Annotated in this window: 15 protein-coding genes; 2 read left to right on the top strand and 13 right to left on the bottom strand. The window is 63.6% G+C overall.

The window, feature by feature from the left end:
* Nucleotides 1–48: 48 nt before the first annotated feature.
* Together JOE66_RS03415 and recQ are read right to left on the bottom strand one after the other, a co-directional pair.
* Nucleotides 49–2,202: an acyl-CoA dehydrogenase family protein gene (locus JOE66_RS03415; protein ID WP_205106779.1), complete on the bottom strand. Its 2,154-nt coding sequence runs from the start codon at nt 2,200–2,202 to the stop codon at nt 49–51.
* 325 nt (nt 2,203–2,527) lie between these two features.
* Nucleotides 2,528–4,381: a DNA helicase RecQ gene (gene recQ / locus JOE66_RS03410; protein ID WP_239518445.1), complete on the bottom strand. Its 1,854-nt coding sequence runs from the start codon at nt 4,379–4,381 to the stop codon at nt 2,528–2,530.
* 278 nt (nt 4,382–4,659) lie between these two features.
* Between recQ and JOE66_RS03405 the strand changes: the two genes are divergently transcribed.
* Together JOE66_RS03405 and JOE66_RS03400 are read left to right on the top strand one after the other, a co-directional pair.
* Complete coding sequence (locus JOE66_RS03405) at nt 4,660–5,538, top strand: DMT family transporter (RefSeq protein WP_205106776.1); 879 nt, start codon at nt 4,660–4,662, stop codon at nt 5,536–5,538.
* A gap of 117 nt (nt 5,539–5,655) precedes the next feature.
* Nucleotides 5,656–6,048, top strand: a complete 393-nt coding sequence (locus JOE66_RS03400) for an SHOCT domain-containing protein (protein ID WP_205106774.1) — start codon at nt 5,656–5,658, stop codon at nt 6,046–6,048.
* A gap of 134 nt (nt 6,049–6,182) precedes the next feature.
* Here JOE66_RS03400 and JOE66_RS03395 read toward each other — a convergent pair whose 3' ends face one another.
* The 11 genes from JOE66_RS03395 to JOE66_RS03345 all read right to left on the bottom strand — a co-directional run bounded on the left by JOE66_RS03395 (nt 6,183) and on the right by JOE66_RS03345 (nt 18,761).
* Nucleotides 6,183–7,337 carry a cystathionine gamma-synthase gene (locus JOE66_RS03395; protein WP_205106772.1) on the bottom strand — a complete coding sequence of 385 codons (1,155 nt, stop codon included), beginning with the start codon at nt 7,335–7,337 and terminating at the stop codon, nt 6,183–6,185.
* Between the two features lie 50 nt (nt 7,338–7,387).
* Entirely contained in the window at nt 7,388–8,752 is a 1,365-nt protein-coding gene (locus tag JOE66_RS03390) for a cystathionine beta-synthase (protein WP_205106770.1), read from the bottom strand.
* Between the two features lie 78 nt (nt 8,753–8,830).
* Complete coding sequence (locus JOE66_RS03385; RefSeq protein ID WP_205106767.1) at nt 8,831–10,738, bottom strand: ABC transporter ATP-binding protein; 1,908 nt, start codon at nt 10,736–10,738, stop codon at nt 8,831–8,833.
* 30 nt (nt 10,739–10,768) lie between these two features.
* Nucleotides 10,769–11,746 carry a carbohydrate ABC transporter permease gene (locus JOE66_RS03380; RefSeq protein WP_205106765.1) on the bottom strand — a complete coding sequence of 326 codons (978 nt, stop codon included), beginning with the start codon at nt 11,744–11,746 and terminating at the stop codon, nt 10,769–10,771.
* Nucleotides 11,743–12,714, bottom strand: a complete 972-nt coding sequence (locus JOE66_RS03375; protein ID WP_205106763.1) for a carbohydrate ABC transporter permease — start codon at nt 12,712–12,714, stop codon at nt 11,743–11,745. The genes JOE66_RS03380 and JOE66_RS03375 overlap by 4 nt, the downstream gene beginning before the upstream one ends.
* Nucleotides 12,715–12,815: 101 nt before the next feature.
* Nucleotides 12,816–14,171, bottom strand: a complete 1,356-nt coding sequence (locus tag JOE66_RS03370) for an ABC transporter substrate-binding protein (RefSeq protein WP_205106761.1) — start codon at nt 14,169–14,171, stop codon at nt 12,816–12,818.
* 253 nt (nt 14,172–14,424) lie between these two features.
* Nucleotides 14,425–14,808, bottom strand: coding sequence for a 50S ribosomal protein L7/L12 (gene rplL / locus JOE66_RS03365; protein WP_205106759.1), 384 nt, complete (start codon nt 14,806–14,808; stop codon nt 14,425–14,427).
* A 79-nt stretch (nt 14,809–14,887) separates the two neighbouring features.
* Nucleotides 14,888–15,403, bottom strand: a complete 516-nt coding sequence (gene rplJ, locus JOE66_RS03360) for a 50S ribosomal protein L10 (protein ID WP_205106757.1) — start codon at nt 15,401–15,403, stop codon at nt 14,888–14,890.
* A gap of 257 nt (nt 15,404–15,660) precedes the next feature.
* Nucleotides 15,661–16,413, bottom strand: a complete 753-nt coding sequence (locus JOE66_RS03355) for a YqjF family protein (protein WP_307827031.1) — start codon at nt 16,411–16,413, stop codon at nt 15,661–15,663.
* A 96-nt stretch (nt 16,414–16,509) separates the two neighbouring features.
* The gene (locus JOE66_RS03350; protein ID WP_205106753.1) at nt 16,510–18,003 is read right to left on the bottom strand and encodes a sensor histidine kinase; all 1,494 of its coding nucleotides are present in this window, start codon (nt 18,001–18,003) and stop codon (nt 16,510–16,512) included.
* Entirely contained in the window at nt 18,000–18,761 is a 762-nt protein-coding gene (locus tag JOE66_RS03345; RefSeq protein WP_305803668.1) for a response regulator transcription factor, read from the bottom strand. The genes JOE66_RS03350 and JOE66_RS03345 overlap by 4 nt, the downstream gene beginning before the upstream one ends.
* Nucleotides 18,762–18,865: the final 104 nt, after the last annotated feature.

The following is an 18,865-nucleotide window of genomic DNA, read 5'->3' as shown; positions in this document are numbered from 1 at the left end:
TTCCGCAGAGGCTTCCGCGTCGGTGACCCCGAACGGAAGCCTCTGCTGTCAGTTCGTCGAAGCTTTCGTCTTCGAGAGGGCTTTCTCATCGACCGGAGCAGCGCCGCTTTCGCGGAGCGCCCTATAGTACTCGCGCGCCTCACTCTGACGCACAGCTTCAGCACCGGAGGCAATCGGCGCACGAACGTGCTCCGGACCGTACCCGAAGGCGTCCACCAAGTCCAGAGCGTGTGGCCGGAGTCGCTGTGTGAGCCGGTCGATGTACGCCTCGATGGCAAGAGCACGTTTCGGCGAGAGCCGTCCATGGATCAGGTACCACGCAGCGTGCTTCTGAATGAGCCCGAGACCGAACAGGTCTCGCAACCAGGTGAGAACAGCCTTGGTCGGAGCGTCGTCGATCCCGGCAAGCGCGTCGGTGAAGGCCTCCCACTGCAGGAGCTCGGCGTGGGCGCGCGCAGCCTCGATCATGGCGTTCTGGTTCGAGTTGAAGAGGTCTGCTGCCTTCTTCTTCGAAGACTTCGCAGCAGGGCGAAGCCGTGTGGCGATCTCGGCCACCATCGTCTCCACACGATCGGTCAGCAGTGAGCGCTGCACCTTCGACGACTGCAGCTGGCCGACCGAACGCGCAACCGAGCCACGGTCGGAGACATTCTGCGCCAGGCGCCGCAATCCGGTGCCGTTGACGGCGCGATCCGCCGCCTGTTCAACGACGTACCGGGCCATAACGCCGGCATCGGCTTTGGCGAATTTGCGATTGAAGTCGGTGAGCAGGCGCTTGGCGACGAGCTGGAGAAGCACATGGTTGTCTCCCTCGAACGTGGCATACACGTCGAGGTCGGCGCGCAGGCCGGTCAGCCTGTTCTCGGCGAGAAAGCCCGCGCCTCCACAGGCCTCGCGCGCCTCCTGCAGGGTGTCGAGGGCGTGCCACGTGGAGAGCGGCTTGAGAGCGGCGGCCAGCGTCTCGAGATCCTGCCGGTCGACGTCTGTGTCGTGCTTGCCGGAGAACACCTCGTCGAACTTGGTCAGCAGCACCTCGTGGGCGAAGCTGGCCGCGTAGGTCGTGGCCAGAAGCGGCAGAAGCCTGCTCTGGTGCTTCTGGTAGTCGAGCAGCACCTCTTCGTTCGTGTCGCTGCCCGCAATGAACTGCCGCCGCTGGCATCCGTAGGTGATGGCGATGTTGAGGGCGATCTTCGCCGCGGCGGTGGATGCCCCGTCCAACGAGACGCGACCCTGCACGAGGGTGCCGAGCATAGTGAAGAACCGGCGGCCCGGGCTTGCGATCGACGAGGTGTAGACACCCTCGGCCGAAACGTCTCCGTACCGGTTGAGGAGGTTCGCCCGGGGAATCCGCACGTCGTCGAAATGAAGCCGCCCGTTGTCGATACCGTTCAGCCCGCCCTTCAGCCCGTCGTCTTCACCACCGATACCAGCAAGGAACGCTCCTTCAGAATCCCGCAGCGGCACGTAGAGGGCATGCACGCCGTGGTTCACGCCCTGGGTGATCAGCTGGGCGAAGACGACTGCCGCGATGCCGTGAAGTGCAGCATTGCCGAGGTAGTCCTTCCAGGCACCGCGGAACGGCGTGTTCAGCACGAACTCCTGGGTCTCCGGGTCGTAGGTGGCCGTCGTGCCGATGCTGGCGACGTCAGAACCGTGGCCCGTCTCGGTCATGGCGAAGGCGCCGGGCACAGCAAGACTCATGATGCCGGGCAGGAAGGTGTTGTGGTGATACTCGGTTCCGAGGTGCAGCACGGCTGCCCCGAACAGGCCCCACTGCACGCCGGACTTGATCTGGAGCGACGGGTCGGCCGTCACAAGTTCTTCGAAACCCGCGATGTTGCCACCGTGGTCGTCCTGGCCGCCGAGCCTCGTGGGGAACGCCTTGTTCACAGCGCCCTCTCCGACGAGAAGGTGGAGTTGCTCGAGAACTCTCTGGCGATGTTCGGCGAGGGTCTGGCCCTCGATGCGCTGCATCTCTGGGCGCGCTGTGACCCGACGCGCTTCGAGGCGGGCCTCGGCCCAGGTGCCCAGCAGATATTCACCCAGCAACGCGACATCGACCGTCGGTGCCGGACTACTGGCGACGAAAGCGCCTGGCGACGACGCCCCCTTCGCACGCGAATTCGTCGCCGCGCCACCAGACGATGCCGGACGTCGTGTCGGCGCCTCATGGGGGGCAGAAGCCGGTGAAGTGGTGACCATCGTTGGTGTCCTCGTCTGTCGAGTGAGTTTCGGTACCGCAGTCGTGGGGGTTGAATCCACCCCAGGGGCCGCGTTCCCTCAACAGTAAATGCGGCGCCATGCGCACCCAAGCCGGCAGTACCGGGGCTACAAACGCCCCACGGTCACACGCTCGCCAGTTTGTGAGAACCTCCAATGGACCAGCGACTTCACAGCAGAGAACGCACAAGTCCGCATCAGTCCTGCCGACCGCTGGCCGCACCTGACGGCAGAGCTGCACCAGAGGGCACGGCTGCACCAGACGGCAGGCTGCACCCGACGGCAGGGCGCAGCGAGTTCGATGCGATCAGACGGTGGCCGCAACGACCTCGAGCAGCCCCTCGCCGAAGGTGTCGAGCTTCTTCTGGCCGATCCCGGCGACTCCGTCGAGGTCGGCCGCGACCGCCGGGCGCCGCACGGCGATCTCCCGGAGTGTCGCATCGTGGAAGATCACGTAGGCGGGCACACCCATTGTCTTCGCCGTCGTCGACCGCCAGGCACGCAGGGCTTCGAACAGCGCGATGGCGTCGTCTGGCAGGTCAGCAACGGAGCGGGCCTGTTTCGCGCGGGAACCGCCCGTTCCTGAGCCAGACGAACCCGCGGCGCGGTCTGGCTCCAATCGCATGGGCACTGTCATCGCCCCGCTCAGCACGTCGATACTGGCAGGGGCGAGCACCAGGGTGCCGAACCCGTCGTCGTTCACCGCAAGCAGGCCCTTTGCCAGCAATTGGCGCACCACACTCCTCCACTGCTGCCCGGAGAGTTCAGAACCGATACCCCAGACCGCGAGCTCATCGTGCCCGTACTGATCGACGCGAGGCGTCTTCTTCGCGCGCAGAATGTCGATGAGATGCCCTGCGCCGAACTTCTGGTTGCGTTCGCGCTGCAACCGCACCACGGTTGAGAGCAGCTTCTGGGCAGGGATCGTGCCATCCCACGAGACGGGCGGCACCAGGCAGGTGTCGCAGTTGCCGCACGGCGTGCTCGTCTGGCCGAAGTAGCCGAGCAGATTCACCCGCCGGCAGTCGATCGTCTCGCAGAGCGCGAGCATGGCGTCGAGGTGCGAGGACAGTTTGCGGCGGTGAGCGAGATCGCCCGGAGACTGCTCGATCATTCTGCGCTGCTGCACCACGTCTTGCAGTCCGTAGGCCAGCCAAGCGGTGGAGGGTTGGCCGTCGCGACCGGCCCGGCCCGTCTCCTGGTAGTAGCCCTCCACCGATTTCGGCAGGTCGATGTGCGCGACGAACCTCACATCAGGCTTGTCGATACCCATACCGAAGGCGATCGTCGCCACGATGACCACGCCGTCTTCGCGCAGGAATCGTGCCTGGGTGCGGGAGCGCAGGCCGCTCTCCAGCCCCGCGTGGTACGGCAGCGCATTGACCCCGTTTGCAGCAAGGAATTGAGCCGTCTGCTCGACGGTCTTGCGTGAGAGGCAGTAGACGATGCCCGCGTCACCGTCGTGCTCGCGACGGATCAACGAGAGAAGCTGCTGCCGCACCTCGCCCTTACCTTCGATGCGATACCGGATGTTCGGCCGGTCGAAACTCGCAACATAGTGCCGCGCGTCGCCGAGCTTCAGTCTCTGCGTGATCTCGGTATGGGTCGCAGCCGTCGCCGTCGCCGTCAGGGCGACCCGCGGAACATCGGGCCATCGGTCAGCGAGGTCGGAGAGGCTCAAGTAATCAGGCCTGAAGTCATGCCCCCACTGGGACACGCAGTGTGCTTCGTCGATCGCGAAGAGTGCGATTCTCCCGTTGTCGAGAAACCGCTTCGTACTCTCGGAGGAGAGCCGTTCCGGAGCAACGTAGAGGAGGTCGAGTTCTCCGGCGAGGTAGGCACTCTCAACACGATCCCGCTCGACAGCGTCTTGCGTGGAGTTCAGGAATGCTGCCCTCACTCCGACCGCCAGCAAGGCATCGACCTGGTCTTGCATGAGAGCGATGAGGGGCGAGATCACGACCCCGGTGCCGTCGCGCAGAAGCGCAGGGATCTGGTAGCAGAGGGACTTGCCGCCGCCGGTCGGCATCAGCACAACGGCGTCACCGCCCGCGGCCACATGGCTGATGACAGCGGCCTGGTCGCCGCGGAAGTCGTCGTAACCGAACACCCTCTTGAGCAGCTGGCGCGCTGGGTCTGCGCCCCCGGGGCCTGCCTGCATGGGCCCACTGACACCGTCGGTGCTCACCTCGTCATCAAGAGCGGGGGTAGCAGGGTCGAATGTCATGTGTCCAGTTTAGGTTTCCCTCCTGACACGCCGTCCGCTGCGACTTCAACCCTGTGGAGAACTTCTCTCCACAGGGCGATCAACAGGCCACGATCGCTGGTTGATCGGGCGATGAAGCCGAGTAGTCGCAACCCCTTCTGCGGATTCGCGGGGGTTTCGATACGCCGCTGCGCGGCTACTCAACCAACCTCAGCGCATTAGGCTCGGGTCACATGATCCCCACGCTTCTCGGAATCACGGGCGCCTTCGTCTATGGTTCTGCCGACTTTCTCGGCGGACTGGCCTCGAAACGCCTCAACCCGGTTCTCGTGACGGCGCTGGCTGCAGCATCCGGGCTCGTCATCCTTCTCGCCGTCTACCCGATCGTCGGCGGCGCCTTCAGCTGGTCGGCAGCGCTCTGGGGAGCACTCTCCGGCGTCGCCGGCGCGATCGCACTCTCGCTCCTCTATGCCTGCCTCGCCATCGGGCCGATGAGCATCCTCTCGCCGCTCACTGCCCTCGTTTCGGCGATCGTCCCGATGATCGCCGGCCTGCTGACAGGCACGCGGTTCGGCATCGTCGGCTACCTCGGCCTGGCCGTTGCGCTGGTCGCGGTCGTGCTCGTCGGCTTCGTGCCGGAGAAGGGTGCTGTGCGACCGAGTCTTCGTGGTGTCGGTATGGCCATCGGTTCGGGAGTGATGATCGGGGTCTTTCTGATTCTGATCAACCAGACTCCAGAAGACTCCGGAATCGTACCGTTGCTCTTCAACCGTGCGGTGAATGCGACCTTGCTGTTCGGCGCCGTCGTGGTGATCTCTCTCACCACCGGCAGGAGGAGAGCCGGAGTCGACGCCGGAACACGGGCCGGATCTGCTGCCAGGCTCGGAGTGTCGCTCGCTGCCGGGTGCGGCATCGTCGACGCCCTGGGCAACATTCTTCTGCTCACCGGCATACACCTCGGCGACCTCGTCACCATGTCGGTGCTCACGGCGATGTACCCCGCTGGAACCATCGTTCTCGCTGCGATCGTGTTGCGCGAGAGGATCGCTCCTGTACAGATCGTCGGCTTGGTGCTCGCCTTGTCAGCGGCCGGGATGCTCGCCCTCGGTTAAGGGGCTGCACGCACAGGCTCAGACCCGCTACGGTAAGAAAGAAATTGCCGAATTCCCGGCAGATCGCACACAGTTTGAACTGCGCGCCCAGCGCGCACCTCGAGGGGAACACTCATCATGGATTTTTGGAACAACATCTGGAACGTCATCGGCATCTTCTTCTGGAGCTTCGCGTTCATCGCGTATCTCTTCGCTCTCTTTGCGATCATCGGTGACCTGTTCCGCGACCACAAACTGAACGGTGTCTTCAAGGCGATCTGGATCCTCTTCCTGATCTTCGTGCCGTTCCTCACGGCGCTGGTCTACCTGATCGCCCGTGGCGGCGGCATGGCAGAGCGCCAGGTCAAGCAGGTCAAAGAAGCCCAGTCGGCCACCGACCAGTACATCCGCACGGTTGCAGGCTCGAGCCCGTCTGACGAGATCGCCAAGGCGAAGGCACTCCTCGACGCCGGCACGATCACCTCGGTCGAATACGACGCGATCAAGGCACACGCCCTTTCAGGCAAGTAGAACAAACAGCTCACACACCGATTCACGTCGCGGCCGGTTCTCGGGCACGACGAGGCAGTCGGAGTCAGCGACGAAGCCCCGCCGGTCATCCAGTTGACCGGCGGGGCTTCGTCGTGCAGCGTGCGTAGCTCGGGCTACCGCTTCGGCAGCGCACGGTCGAGGTCGTCGATCAGGTCATCGACGTTCTCGATACCTACCGACAGGCGAATGATGTTGTCAGGCACTTCGAGGGCCGTGCCGCGCACCGAGGCGTGCGTCATCTCACTGGGGTACCCCATGAGCGATTCGACACCGCCGAGCGACTCGGCGAGCTGGAAGACCTTCGTCGACTCGGCGAACTTGCGTGCGGCCTTGGCACCCGCGCGGATTCCCAGGGAGATCATGCCGCCGAAACCCGACATCTGCTTCTTCGCGAGCTCGTGCCCGGGGTGCGACTCCAGGCCCGGGTAGTAGATGCGCTCGATTGCCGGATGACCGACCAGGTGTTCGGCGATGGCCTGGGCATTGGCGCTGTGCCTGTCCATGCGAACGGCCAGGGTCTTGATTCCGCGAACCGTGAGCCAGGCATCCATCGGGCCTGAGACAGCGCCCGCCGCGAACTGCTGGAAGCCGACCTTGTCGGCAAGCTCGGCATCGTTCATGACGAGGGCTCCCCCGAGAACGTCGGAGTGGCCGCCGAGGTACTTCGTCGTCGAGTGCACCACCACATCGGCTCCGAGCGCCAGCGGCTTCTGGAGGTAGGGAGAGGCGAACGTGTTGTCGACCACCACGATCGCTCCGGCAGCGTGGCCGATCTCGGCCAGCTCGCCGACGTCGCTGATCTTCATCAACGGGTTGCTCGGGGTCTCGAGCCAGAGCACCTTCGTCTTGCCTTTGACCACGGCCTTCTGCACGGCATTGAGATCCATCATCTCGACGGTGTCGTTTTCAATACCCGACCTGCTGTGGATCTTGTTGATGAGGCGATGAGTGCCACCGTAGACATCATTGCCGAGCACCACATGGTCACCGGGCTCCAGGATTGCGCGCAAGAGCGCGTCTTCGGCGGCGAGCCCCGAGGCGAAGGAGAACCCGTGGGCTCCTCCTTCGAGTGCGGCCACTAAAGTTTCGAGGGAGGTACGGGTGGGGTTACCACCGCGTGCGTATTCGTAGCCGCCGCGAAAATTTCCGATCCCGTTCTGCACGAAGGTCGACGTCTGGTAGATCGGCGGAATGATGGCGCCCGTGGTGGGGTCGAATTCCTGGCCGGCGTGGATGGCGAGTGTCTCGAAGTGCTGCTTGTTCGGCATGGTGTGTCCTCAAGCGCCGGTGCGGCGCGGTTCGTAGGTGTGTGGAGCGGCTATTCGCTCAGGAAGCTCAGCAGGTCCTGCCGGGTGATCACGGAGACAGGCTTGCCGTCGTCGACGACCAGAAGCGCCTGCGACGAGCGGAACGCCTGCCTGGCCGCACCCACCGACTCGTTGATTCCGATCAGCGGGAGCGCGTCGCTGGCGAACCCGCCGACCTTGTCTGTCATGCTCGCAGCCCCACTGAAGACCTGCTCGAGCAGCGCCTGCTCGTTGAGCGAACCAACGACCTCGCCGATCACGACGGGTGGTTCCGCGCTCAGCACGGGCAGCTGTGAAACGCCGTACTTCGTCATGATGCCGATCGCATCGTGCACGGTATCGGTCGGGTGCGCGTGAACGAGGTCGGGCAGGGCCCCACTCTTCAGGCTGATGAGTTCGCGCACCGTGCTCTCGGTCGACTCGTCGCTGAAGCCGTACGACCTCATCCACTTCTCGTTGAAGATCTTGCCGAGGTACCCGCGACCGCCGTCGGGGAGCAGAACAACTACGACAGCGTCAGCAGGGAGGTCTTTCGCGACTTTGAGCGCCACCGAGACGGCGAGTCCGCTCGAGCCCCCGACGAGCAGGCCCTCTTCGAGCGCCAGCCGCCTGGTCATCTCGAAAGACTCCGCATCGTTCGACGCGATCACGACATCGACGACGCTCGGGTCGTAGGCCGCTGGCCAGAAGTCCTCTCCGACGCCTTCGACGAGGTAGGGGCGCCCCGTGCCGCCGGAGTACACCGAACCTTCGGGGTCGGCCCCGATCACCTGCACCCGGGCATCCGAGATCTCTTTGAGGTACCGGCCGGTACCACTGATCGTGCCGCCGGTGCCAACCCCAGCCACGAAGTGCGTCACGAGCCCGTCGGTGTCGCGCCAGATCTCTGGCCCGGTCGACTCATAGTGGCTCAGCGGGCCATTGGGGTTGGCGTACTGGTTCGGCTTGAATGCGCCCTCGATCTCGGCAGCAAGGCGGTCAGAGACCGAGTAGTACGAATCCGGATGATCGGGGGGAACTGCCGTCGGAGTGACAACGATCTCGGCGCCGTACGCCGTCAGCACGTTGCGCTTGTCTTCGCCGACCTTGTCGGGCAGCACAAAGACGCAGCGGTAGCCGCGTTGCTGGGCCACGAGCGCCAGGCCCACTCCAGTGTTACCCGAGGTCGGCTCGACGATGGTGCCGCCTGGCTTCAACAATCCATCACGCTCTGCGGCATCGATGATGCGGATCGCGATGCGGTCCTTGGCCGAACCGCCGGGGTTCAGATACTCGATCTTCGCGAGTACCGTGGCGGCGATGCCGTCGGTCACCCGGTTGAGTTTCACCAGAGGAGTGTTGCCGATCAGGTCGAGCACGTTTTCAGCGTATTTCACCTCTTAAACGTACCAGCGCAGATTTCCGTGTTACCTGTCACCCGGGTTCCCGTGCACTGCGAGCGCTGAACGCACGGGTCACCGTACCGAGACCTGCTCCGCGTACAGGGCCGAATACGCACCCCCGCGCTCGAGCAGGTCTGCATGCGTGCCCTTCTCGACGATCAGCCCATCTTCGATGACGAAGATCACGTCGGCCGCCACGACCGTCGAGAGACGATGTGCGATGGCGATGGTGGTGCGCCCCCGCGCTGCCGTGTCGAGCGCCGACTGCACGATGCGCTCGGAGATCGAGTCGAGTGCGCTCGTCGCCTCGTCGAGAATCAACACGGCGGGGTCTTTGAGCAGAACCCTCGCGATCGCGATGCGCTGCTTCTCACCGCCCGAGAGACGATACCCCCGCTCCCCCACCATCGTGTCGTAGCCGTCGTCGAAGCTCATGATGCGATCGTGGATGTTCGCCAGCGTCGCCGCTTCCTCGAGTTCGGCCTGTGTCGCGTCGGGCTTCGCGTAGCGGAGGTTCTCGGCCACGGTCGCGTGGAAGAGATAGGTCTCCTGGCTCACGATCCCCAGGTGCGACACGAGCGATTCCTGGCGGAGCTCGCGGACGTCCACTCCGGCGAACAGCACCCGACCACCCGTGGCTTCATAGAACCGTGGGATGAGCGAGGAGATGGTCGTCTTTCCTGCCCCTGACGGCCCCACGAACGCCGCGAACTGGCCCGGTTCGATGTCGAAGGTGATTCCTCCCAGTGTGGGCCTCGAGGTCGGCGAGGCATCGGCGTAACGGAAGGAGACATCCTCGAACGCCACCCTGCCCAGCGGCTCCTGGTGCAGCGAAGCAGCGCCGAGAGAATCAGCCGCCGGCCGGGGCACGTCACGAGCATCCGGGCCGTCGACGATCGAGGGCACCAGATCCATGTATTCGAAGATCCGGGCGAAGAGTGCGCCGGAGGTCTGCAGATCGAGCGCGACTCGCAGCAACCCCAGGAGCGGGAACAGCAACCGAGCCTGGACGGTGGTGAACGCAACGATTGTGCCTGCGGTGATGTCGGCAGCGCCGTTGTTCAACAGAAGGCCGGCGACGAGGTAGACGATCGCAGGAATGCTCGAAAGGAAGATGCTCACCATGGCGAAGAACCACTGGCCGCTCATCTGCTGGCTCACCTGGAGCCTCACCTGGTTGTCGTTCTCCTTCGAATACCGGGCGATCTCGCTGTTCTGACGATTGAAACTCTTCGACAACAGGATGCCCGAAACGCTCAGTGTCTCCTGGGTGATGGCCGTCATGTCAGACAGCGATTCCTGCGTCTTGGTGGCGATCCGGGCGCGAACCTGGCCCACCTTGCGCTGGGCGATCACCAGGATGGGCATGAGGATGATCGCAACGACGGTGAGCTGCCAGTTCAGCAGCAACATGGCGACGAAGGCGGCGATCACCGTGACCGTGTTGCCGAGCACGCTCGAGATGGTGTTGGTGAGAACCGCTGCCACGCCGCCGACATCGTTCTGCAGCCGCGACTGGATGACGCCCGTCTTCGTCTTCGTGAAGAAGCTGAGTTCCATCGCCTGCAGGTGCGTGAACAGACTGACGCGCATCGCGCCCATGACCTTGTTGCCGACCGTCGCCGTGAGGTAGGTCTGCCAGACTCCGAGCAGGGTCGAGACGACATAGATCACGATCATCAAGGCGATGATGCCGGTCAGCACCGGCACGTTCGGCCCGCCGCCCGCAACGGGAAACAGCCCGTCATCGAACGCCCTCTGGGTGAGCAGCGGCGGCACTACAGACAGTGCCGCCGCCACCAGAACCAGAACGACCGTGAGGGCGATCTGCGGCCGGTACGGAGCGAACAGCTGGGTGATGCGCCCGAAGAGGTTGTCGACCTTCGGAGCATCGGCATTCCGTGCCTTCTGTGCCTGGACGTCACCGCCGCCCATCAAACCACCGGCACCACCACGACCACCGCGACCCACTGAACTCATGGGTTCAGGCTACGCTGCTCCGCGGCCCCATCAGCCCTTCGTCGAGCCGGCCAGCAGGCCACGCACGAAGTAGCGCTGAAGGCTGAAGAACACGATCAACGGCACGACCAGCGAGACGAAGGCGGCGGCCGTGAGGCGCTGCCATTCGCTGCCCCGGCTACCGGTGAGTTCTGCCAGCCGCTGGGTCAGCGGCGCCACTTCTGGCGAACCACCCGAGAACACCAACGCGACGAGCAGGTCATTCCACACCCAGAGGAACTGGAAGATGGCGAACGAGGCGAGTGCCGGCATCGCCAACGGAATGATGATCCGCAGGAAGATCTGGCCGTGCGACGCCCCATCGACTCGGGCTGCCTCGATCACTTCGCCGGGAACCTGCGAGATGAAGTTGTACAGCAGGAAGATCGCCAGCGGCAGAGCGAACGCCGTGTGGGCGATCCACAACTGCGCATACGTTCCGGTCGGGATCGGCGGGATGATGGTTGCGCTTCCGATCTGGATACCCTTCGAGAAGAGTTGCAGAAGGGGGATCAGCGCCATCTGCAAGGGCACGATCTGGAGCGCGAAGACGAGAATGAACACGACGTCACGCCCCTTCCACTTCATCCACGAGAACGCGTAGGCAGCCATCGAGGCCAGGATCAACGGGAAGATGGTCGCCGGAATGCTGATGGCGATCGAGTTGACGAAGTACTGGCCCAGTTGCGGCGCGCTCGACGACGAGGCGAACAGCACCTCTTTGTAGTTGTCGAGGGTGAGACCCGGGTTGGTGAAGATCGTCCACCAGCCCGTGGTCTTGATGAGCACCTCGGGCCGGAACGACGACAGCAGCAGGCCGAAGGTCGGAATGGTCCAGACGACGGCGATCACCAGGGCTGCAACGGTTGCCCAGCGCGAGGTGAGGTTCTTCTTGACTCTGGCCGTCTTCGTGGTGGCGGCGACATACTCTTCTTCGAGCGACCGGGTGGCTCCACCCGGGATTGGAAGCTCGACTGGTGCGACGCTCATCGGATCTCCCTCTGCTTGCGCAAGACTCTCACGTTGTAAATGACGATCGGCAGAACCAGCACGAAAAGGATCAGCGCCAGTGCTGAGCCCCTCCCCGGTTCACCAGCACGGAAGGCCTGGGTGTACATCTCGTTCGCGAGCACGCTGGTGTCGAAGTTGCCGGCCGTCATCGTTCGCACGATGTCGAAGACCTTCAGTGTGGCGATCGAGATGGTCGTCACGACCACGACGAGCGAGCTCTGGATGCCCGGGATGGTGACATTCGTGAAACGCTGCCACGCGTTGGTGCCATCCAGCTGGGCCGCTTCGATGATCTCCGTCGGAACACCCTTGATCGCAGCAGAGAGCACCACCATGGCGAACCCGGTCTGGATCCAGACCATGACGACGATCAGGAGCAGGGTGTTCGCCGGAACGGACTGCAACCACTGCACAGGTTCACCGCCCAGCCACACCACGATCTGGTTCAGGAGTCCGATCTGGTTCACACCGGTGGGCCGGTACTCGTACACGAATTTCCAGATGATGCTCGCACCGACGAACGAGATCGCCATCGGCATGAAGACGAGCGCTTTGAAGTAGCGCTCACCGCGGGACTTGTCGATGAAGACCGCGTAGGCCAGGCCGATCGCGGTCGCAGCCAGTGGGGTCAGGATGACCCAGATGATCGTGTTGCGAAGACTCACGAGCGAGTCGGGCTGGGTGAAGACCCACACGAAGTTCTCTCCGCCGATGAAGTTGCCCCTGCCGTCGAACAGCGAGGCGATCGCCGTTCTGATGGCCGGATACACGAGACCGATGATGAGAAAGAGGAACGCCGGAGTCACGAAACCGATGAGTTGAACGACATCTTTTCGCTTCTTCGGTGCCCGGTCGATGAGAAACAGCAGTAGACCGATCACCGCGGCGAAGGCCGCAAGTGCCACTACTACTTGAACGATTTTGTTGATTAGGTCGGCGGTTGTCATGGCTCACCCCTTTAGATACGTCGTTGGACCAAAGCGAGATTGCTGCGCGGCACCACTTCGGGTACCGCGCAGCAATCTCGTGTGCACTGGTTAGTGAGGTGCTACTTCGTCGGCCAGGTCGACTGGATGAAGTCGGTCACCGTCTGGGTGCTGTCACCGTTGATCCAGTTGACAATGCCCTTCCAGAAGGAGTTCGAGCCGACGGCAGCGGGCATCAGGTCAGACGCGTCGAACCGGAACGTGGTGTTCGGGTCCTGGAGGATCTTGATGCTCTGCACAGCCAGCGGCGACTGGGCGTTGGCCGGGTCGAGACCCTTGTTTGCGCTGATGACACCACCGAGCTTGACGCGGTTGTTTGCCCACAGCGCGCTCGAGAGGTAGGTCTGCACCGCGGTGATCTGGTCACTCGTCTTGAATGCGCCGACGAGCTCGCCACCACCGGTGACAGCCTGTGCTCCACCTGCTGCAGCAGGAGGCATGAGGAAGCCGTAGACGTCTCCGTCTTCAGCGACCTTCGTACCCTTGGGCCACTGTGCCTCGTAGAACGAAGCCTGGTGCATCATTGCGCACTGGCTCTGGAGGATCGGCAGACCGGCGTCCTGGAAGGTCGTCGAGTTGACGCTGGTCACGTCGCCGAAGCCGGCGTTCACATAGGCCGGGTTCTTCAGGAAGTTGCCGACGTAGTCGAATGCCTTCGTGATCTGCGGGTCGGTGAACTTGACGTCGTTGGTGACCCACTTGTCGTAGACGTCGGGGCCTGCCTGGCGAAGCACGACGTCTTCGATCCAGTCGGTGCCCGGCCATCCGCTGGCTTCACCCGATGCGAAACCTGCGCACCACGGCTTGGCTTTGCCGTCGGCCGCGATCTTCGCAGTGAGGGTGTTCAGCTCGTCGAGGGTCTTCGGGATGGTGTAACCATTGCTCGAGAAGAACGTCGGCGAGTACCAGATGTAGCCCTTGACGCTGGCCATCAGCGGTGCGCCGTAGAAGGTGCCGCCAACGGTGCCGTACTTCTTCCAGTCAGCGGACCAGTTCTTGTCGACGTTGTCAGAGACGGACTGGGGCGCGGCCTTGAGGTAGCCCCCGGCCACCATGGAGGCGAGCAGGCCCGGCTGCGGGAAGATCGCGAGGTCGGGCGGGTTGCCACCCTGCGCGCGAACGTTGATCTGGGTCTCGAACTCCTGGCTGCCCTCGTACTTGATGGTGATGCCGGTGCACTTCTCGAAATCGGCCCAGGACTGGTTCAGCTGATCTGCCTCGACGTCGACGATCGTCGAGTAGATGCTCACCGTGGGTGAACCGGTGAAGGTGCCGTAGCTTGCGTAGTCTTCGCAACCTGCTGCGGCAGTGCCGCCAGACGAAGCCGGCGCGTCACCGGTACAGCCTGTCAGCGCAAGACCCAGAACGGCCAAGCCTGCCAGAGGGATGATCACTCGTTTGTCACGGGTGAGTCTCATGGATTTCCTCCTCATTGAGTACGGTTGGGAAGCACGCGAACTGCGGTTGTTATCGAAATAGCAAGCGCTTCCAGTGACAAACACTAAGCTCCTTGCGAGCTTGGGGCAAGCCCGTTTCGGCATTTATCCGACCCGTTGCCGAATCGTTATCTGGGATACTACACAGTAAATGATCGCGCTCTCATCCAGCAAAACAAAAGGGGCGCCAGGATTTTCAACCTGGCGCCCCTTGAGCGAGAGCTGTGAAGCGGAGTTACTTGAGGGTAACCGTCGCGCCGGCTGCCTGCAGCTGGGCGACTGCCTTGTCGGCAGCTTCCTTGTTGACGCCTTCGAGAACAGGCTTGGGTGCTCCATCAACGAGTGCCTTCGCCTCACCGAGGCCGAGGCTGGTGATAGCGCGCACCTCCTTGATGACCTGGATCTTCTTCTCGCCAGCGGCCTCGAGGATGACGTCGAACGCCGTCTTCTCTTCGACCTCTTCGACGGCCGCAGCAGCGCCACCGGCAGCAGCGACTGCCACGGGAGCAGCAGCGGTGACCTCGAAGACCTCTTCGAACTTCTTCACGAACTCGCTGAGCTCAATGAGCGTGAGCTCCTTGAAGGCATCGATGAGCTCGTCTTGTGACAGCTTTGCCATTTTTTTCTCCTTGTGTTGGTTTGTGTTTACTACCGACGGTCAGATGCGACTCGCGTGCGGGAATGCACGGGGCCACAACCTAGTTGCCGGACTCCTGCTTCTCGCGTAGCGCCTCGACCGTGCGAACGGCCTTCGAGAGCGGTGCGTTGAACAGATAGGCGACACCGAACAGCGAAGCCTTGGCGGCACCGGCGAACTTCGCCAGCAACACCTCCCGGCTTTCGAGGTCGGCGAGCTTGTTGACCTCTTCAGCGGTCAGCGGGTTACCGTCGAAGTAACCGCCCTTCACGCTCAGAAGAGGGTTTGCCTTGGCAAAGTCGCGCAGAGCCTTTGCCACGGTCACGGGGTCACCGTGAACGAAAGCGATAGCGGATGGACCCACCAGTTCGTCGTCAAACGAAGTGATGCCGGCCTTGTTGGCCGCGATCTTGGTCAGCGTGTTCTTTACCACGGCGTAGGTGGCGTGCTCACTGATCGAACGGCGCAGCTTTGTCAGCTGCGCAACAGTGAGACCGCGGTACTCAGTAAGCAGAACGGCGGTCGAGCTCTCGAAAAGTTCGGAGAGTTCGGCAACCGTGGCTTCTTTGTTCGCCATGGCGCTCCTTGGATAAATAGTTTTCGTTGAAAAACTGTGCTGGGCAGCCCCGGTAACACAACAAAAAAAGCTCCGGCACAGGAGTGCGGAGCTTGGATTTCAGCTGGAATGGATGACCGTGGTCACTCACAACCCGAAGAAACTGACTTCGAACACCTGCGCGGGCTTCGCTTCTGCGAAACTTCGACCGGAGCGCACGTGTTCGTTCTCACGAATTTGCGCACACCGATGACCAGCGGTCTTTGGCTTCGATCAGACTAGCCTGTCGCTGCCCCCATGCGCAACTCGCCGGCGTCGAAGGGCTGGGGGCGGCCGAAGATCGCGTCCACTCCGGTGGAGAAGAGCACCGAGTCGGGGGGCCTGTTGGTCACACCCGGGAGCCCTGCTCGGGTGAGAAGCGTGTCGGAGAGGTCGAGCAGTTCCGCCTCCTGCAACGGCCACGGCTGGTGGTTGTTCGGCAGGTAGAGCGTTCGGCCGAGGTGCCTCGAGAAGAGCGCCCAGCGGGCGGTGAGAAAGTCGGCCAGGGCATCCGGATGCTCGATGCGCGCGCCCGGCCGCACCGACACTGCAGAATCGACCTCACCCCGAGGCGTCGAATGCCTGCGCGAGGTGTAGACGATCGTTCCCCCGGTCTTGCGAACGCGCATGTGCGACCAGATGTACGGCAGCCCGAAGGCCACCCGTGCACCGATCACTGCCGCGAGGCGCTCGGCCTCGAGCGAGAGAAAGACGACCCCCCTGCGCCCCTCTGCATCGCGGGCATAGAGACGCACATTGGTCTCGTGGAACGTTCCGTAGAACGGAAGGGCCGGGGAAGGGCCGAATTGCGTGTTTCTCAGCGTGAACGGCACGAGCCCGACCCACGAACTGCCGTCGAATTCGTCGGGAACGATTCCCTGGGGCATGAGGGACGCTGCGACTGCGCTGTCTATGCGCCAGTGGAGGAACGTGAGGTTGCGCCACTGCTGGCGCAGGATCGGTCGGGTGATGGCGTGCAGAGAGGAGCTCACGGAACCATTCTCTACCTCTGGCGCGTGAACGGCATGGTCATCGAGTTCCGTCGGGACGATCATCCGGCCCGTGTGGTGACACGCACGCTGGATGCATCAGGTCGTTGTTGCAGTGGGGGCGGCATAGGTCAGAGGCAACATCACCCGGAACACCGTGTTACCCGGCACGCTCTCAACAGTGACAGTGCCTCCGTGCGCCTCCGCGACCGCATACACGATCGCCAGGCCGAGGCCGGTGCTGCCGGCATGCCGCGAGCGCGACACGTCACCGCGAACGAAACGCTCGAAGAGCGTCGGCATGACCGCAGGATCGATTCCGGGGCCGTCGTCGGCGACGCTGATGACGGCAAACTTCTTCCCGGAGACCACGATCTCCTCGAGCCCAGCCGTCACATGCGTGCCGGCTGGGGTGTGAACGCGGGCGTTCGCCAGCAGGTTTGCGGTGATCTGGTACAGACGTGCAGCATCTCCTTCGACCTCGACCGGTTCTTCGGGCAGGTCGAGGATCCAGTCGTGGTCGCGCCCGGCCGCGTGAGCATCGCTGACGGCATCCACGAGAGTGAGCGTCAGGTCGACAGTGTCATGCGCGACATCCGGGCTCGAGTCGAGCCTGGCGAGCAGCAACAGGTCTTCGACGAGAGAGGTCATCCGAGTCGCTTCCGACTCGATTCGGCTGAGTGAGTGCGTCACGTCGGCGGGCAGTGCTTCGTCCTGTCGCCGGGTGAGCTCGGCGTACCCTCTGATCGATGCAAGAGGGGTACGCAGCTCGTGGCTGGCGTCGGCCACGAACTGCCTCACCTTGTCTTCGGACTGCTGCCGCGCGGTGAGCGCAGACGACACGTGTTCGAGCATCCGGTTCAGGGCGTTGCCGACCCGGCCGACCTCGGTCTTCGGGTTGGTGTCTCGCTCGGGGACGCGCACGGCGAGGGCGACCTCGCCACGGTCGAGCGGGAGTTCTGCCACGTGGGCTGCCGTGTCGGCGACCCGCTGCAGGGGGCGGAGGGCAAGAGTGATGATGAGGCTGCCGAGCAGCACCGCGATGAGGAGGCCGGCCAGGGTGACGACAACGGTGGTGATGGCGAGCTGCGTGACGGTCGCCTGGACGGGAGCCAGGGAGAGGCCGAGCACGACGGTGTAGCCATTGGTCGTCTCGAGCGAGATGACGCGGTACTGGCCGAGCCCGGTCCCGAGGTCGACAGTGGTCGGTTTCTGCCCGGGAGTCACTGCGGCGAGCTGCAGGGCGCGAGCGGTCGCGAGAGGAACCACCTCCGTTCCTCCGAAGGAGGTGGCGCTCGAGGAGCTGATCACGGTGCCGGAGTACAGCACCTGGCCACCGGAGCTGATCACCCCGACCGTTCCAAGCGGCTGTCGGTCGAGAAAGGTCGAGAGGTCACCGCCGCGGAGTTGCAGGGTGAAGGTTCCGCCCGGCGGAGGCCCTCCCGCGCTGCTCGATGAGCCGCCAGGGAGCTGCTCGTCGAGCTTGTTCACGAGCACGCCATTGAGGGTGAGCGTGCTCACCAGCCCGATGGCCAGCCCGAGAAGAACGATCAGGGCGCCGACGCTCAGAACGAGTCGGCGGCGCAGGGTCACGGCGCGGTCTTCAGCATGTAGCCGGCGCCGCGCACGGTGTGGATCATCGGCGGGCGACCGGCGTCGACCTTCTTGCGAAGATACGAGATGTAGATCTCGACCACGCTCGAGCGGCCACCGAAGTCGTAGCTCCAGACCCGGTCGAGGATCTGGGCCTTGCTGAGCACCCGGCGGGGGTTTCGCATGAGGAAACGCAGCAGCTCGAACTCTGTGGCGGTGAGTTCGATCGGCTCACCCGAGCGGTGGACCTCGTGGCTGTCTTCATTCAGCACGAGGTCGCCCACCACGACCTCCGGGTCGACGGCGTCGGTGACGAGAACGGTCGAACGGCGGAGCAGTCCGCGAAGCCGCGCCACCAGCTCTTCGAGGCTGAACGGTTTGGTGACGTAGTCGTCGCCGCCCGCGGTGAGGCCGGCGATCCGATCATCCAGCGAGTCTTTGGCCGTCAGGAAGAGAACAGGGGTCTCCTGCCCGTCGCCGCGAACGCGAGACAGCACCTGGAGGCCGTCGATGTCGGGGAGCATCACGTCGAGCACGATGACGTCGGGTCGGAACTCGCGGGCCAGCGTCACGGCCTGGCGGCCCTCGCTGGCCGTCTTGACGTCCCATCCCTCGTAGCGCAGGGCCATCGACAGCAGGTCTGTCAGGGTGGGCTCGTCGTCGACGACGAGTGCACGCACCGGCGAGCCGTCGGCTCGCGAGAGTCGCGGCCTGCTCGCCGAGGAACTGGAGGGAAGCCTTGAGTTGTCTATGGTCACAGCCCCTAGGTAATCGTTCTTTTCTATGACAAGTCTATGAACTGCCTACGCGTGGTCTGTGAATCGACGCAGCCCATTTCTCTGAGCAAGCTCTCAGGCACAGC

Origin of the sequence: Subtercola frigoramans, from assembly GCF_016907385.1 — a bacterium.
GTDB lineage: Bacteria > Actinomycetota > Actinomycetes > Actinomycetales > Microbacteriaceae > Subtercola > Subtercola frigoramans.
The sequence above is the reverse complement of the archived record's forward strand: the minus strand, read 5'-3'. Positions and strand labels throughout refer to the sequence as shown.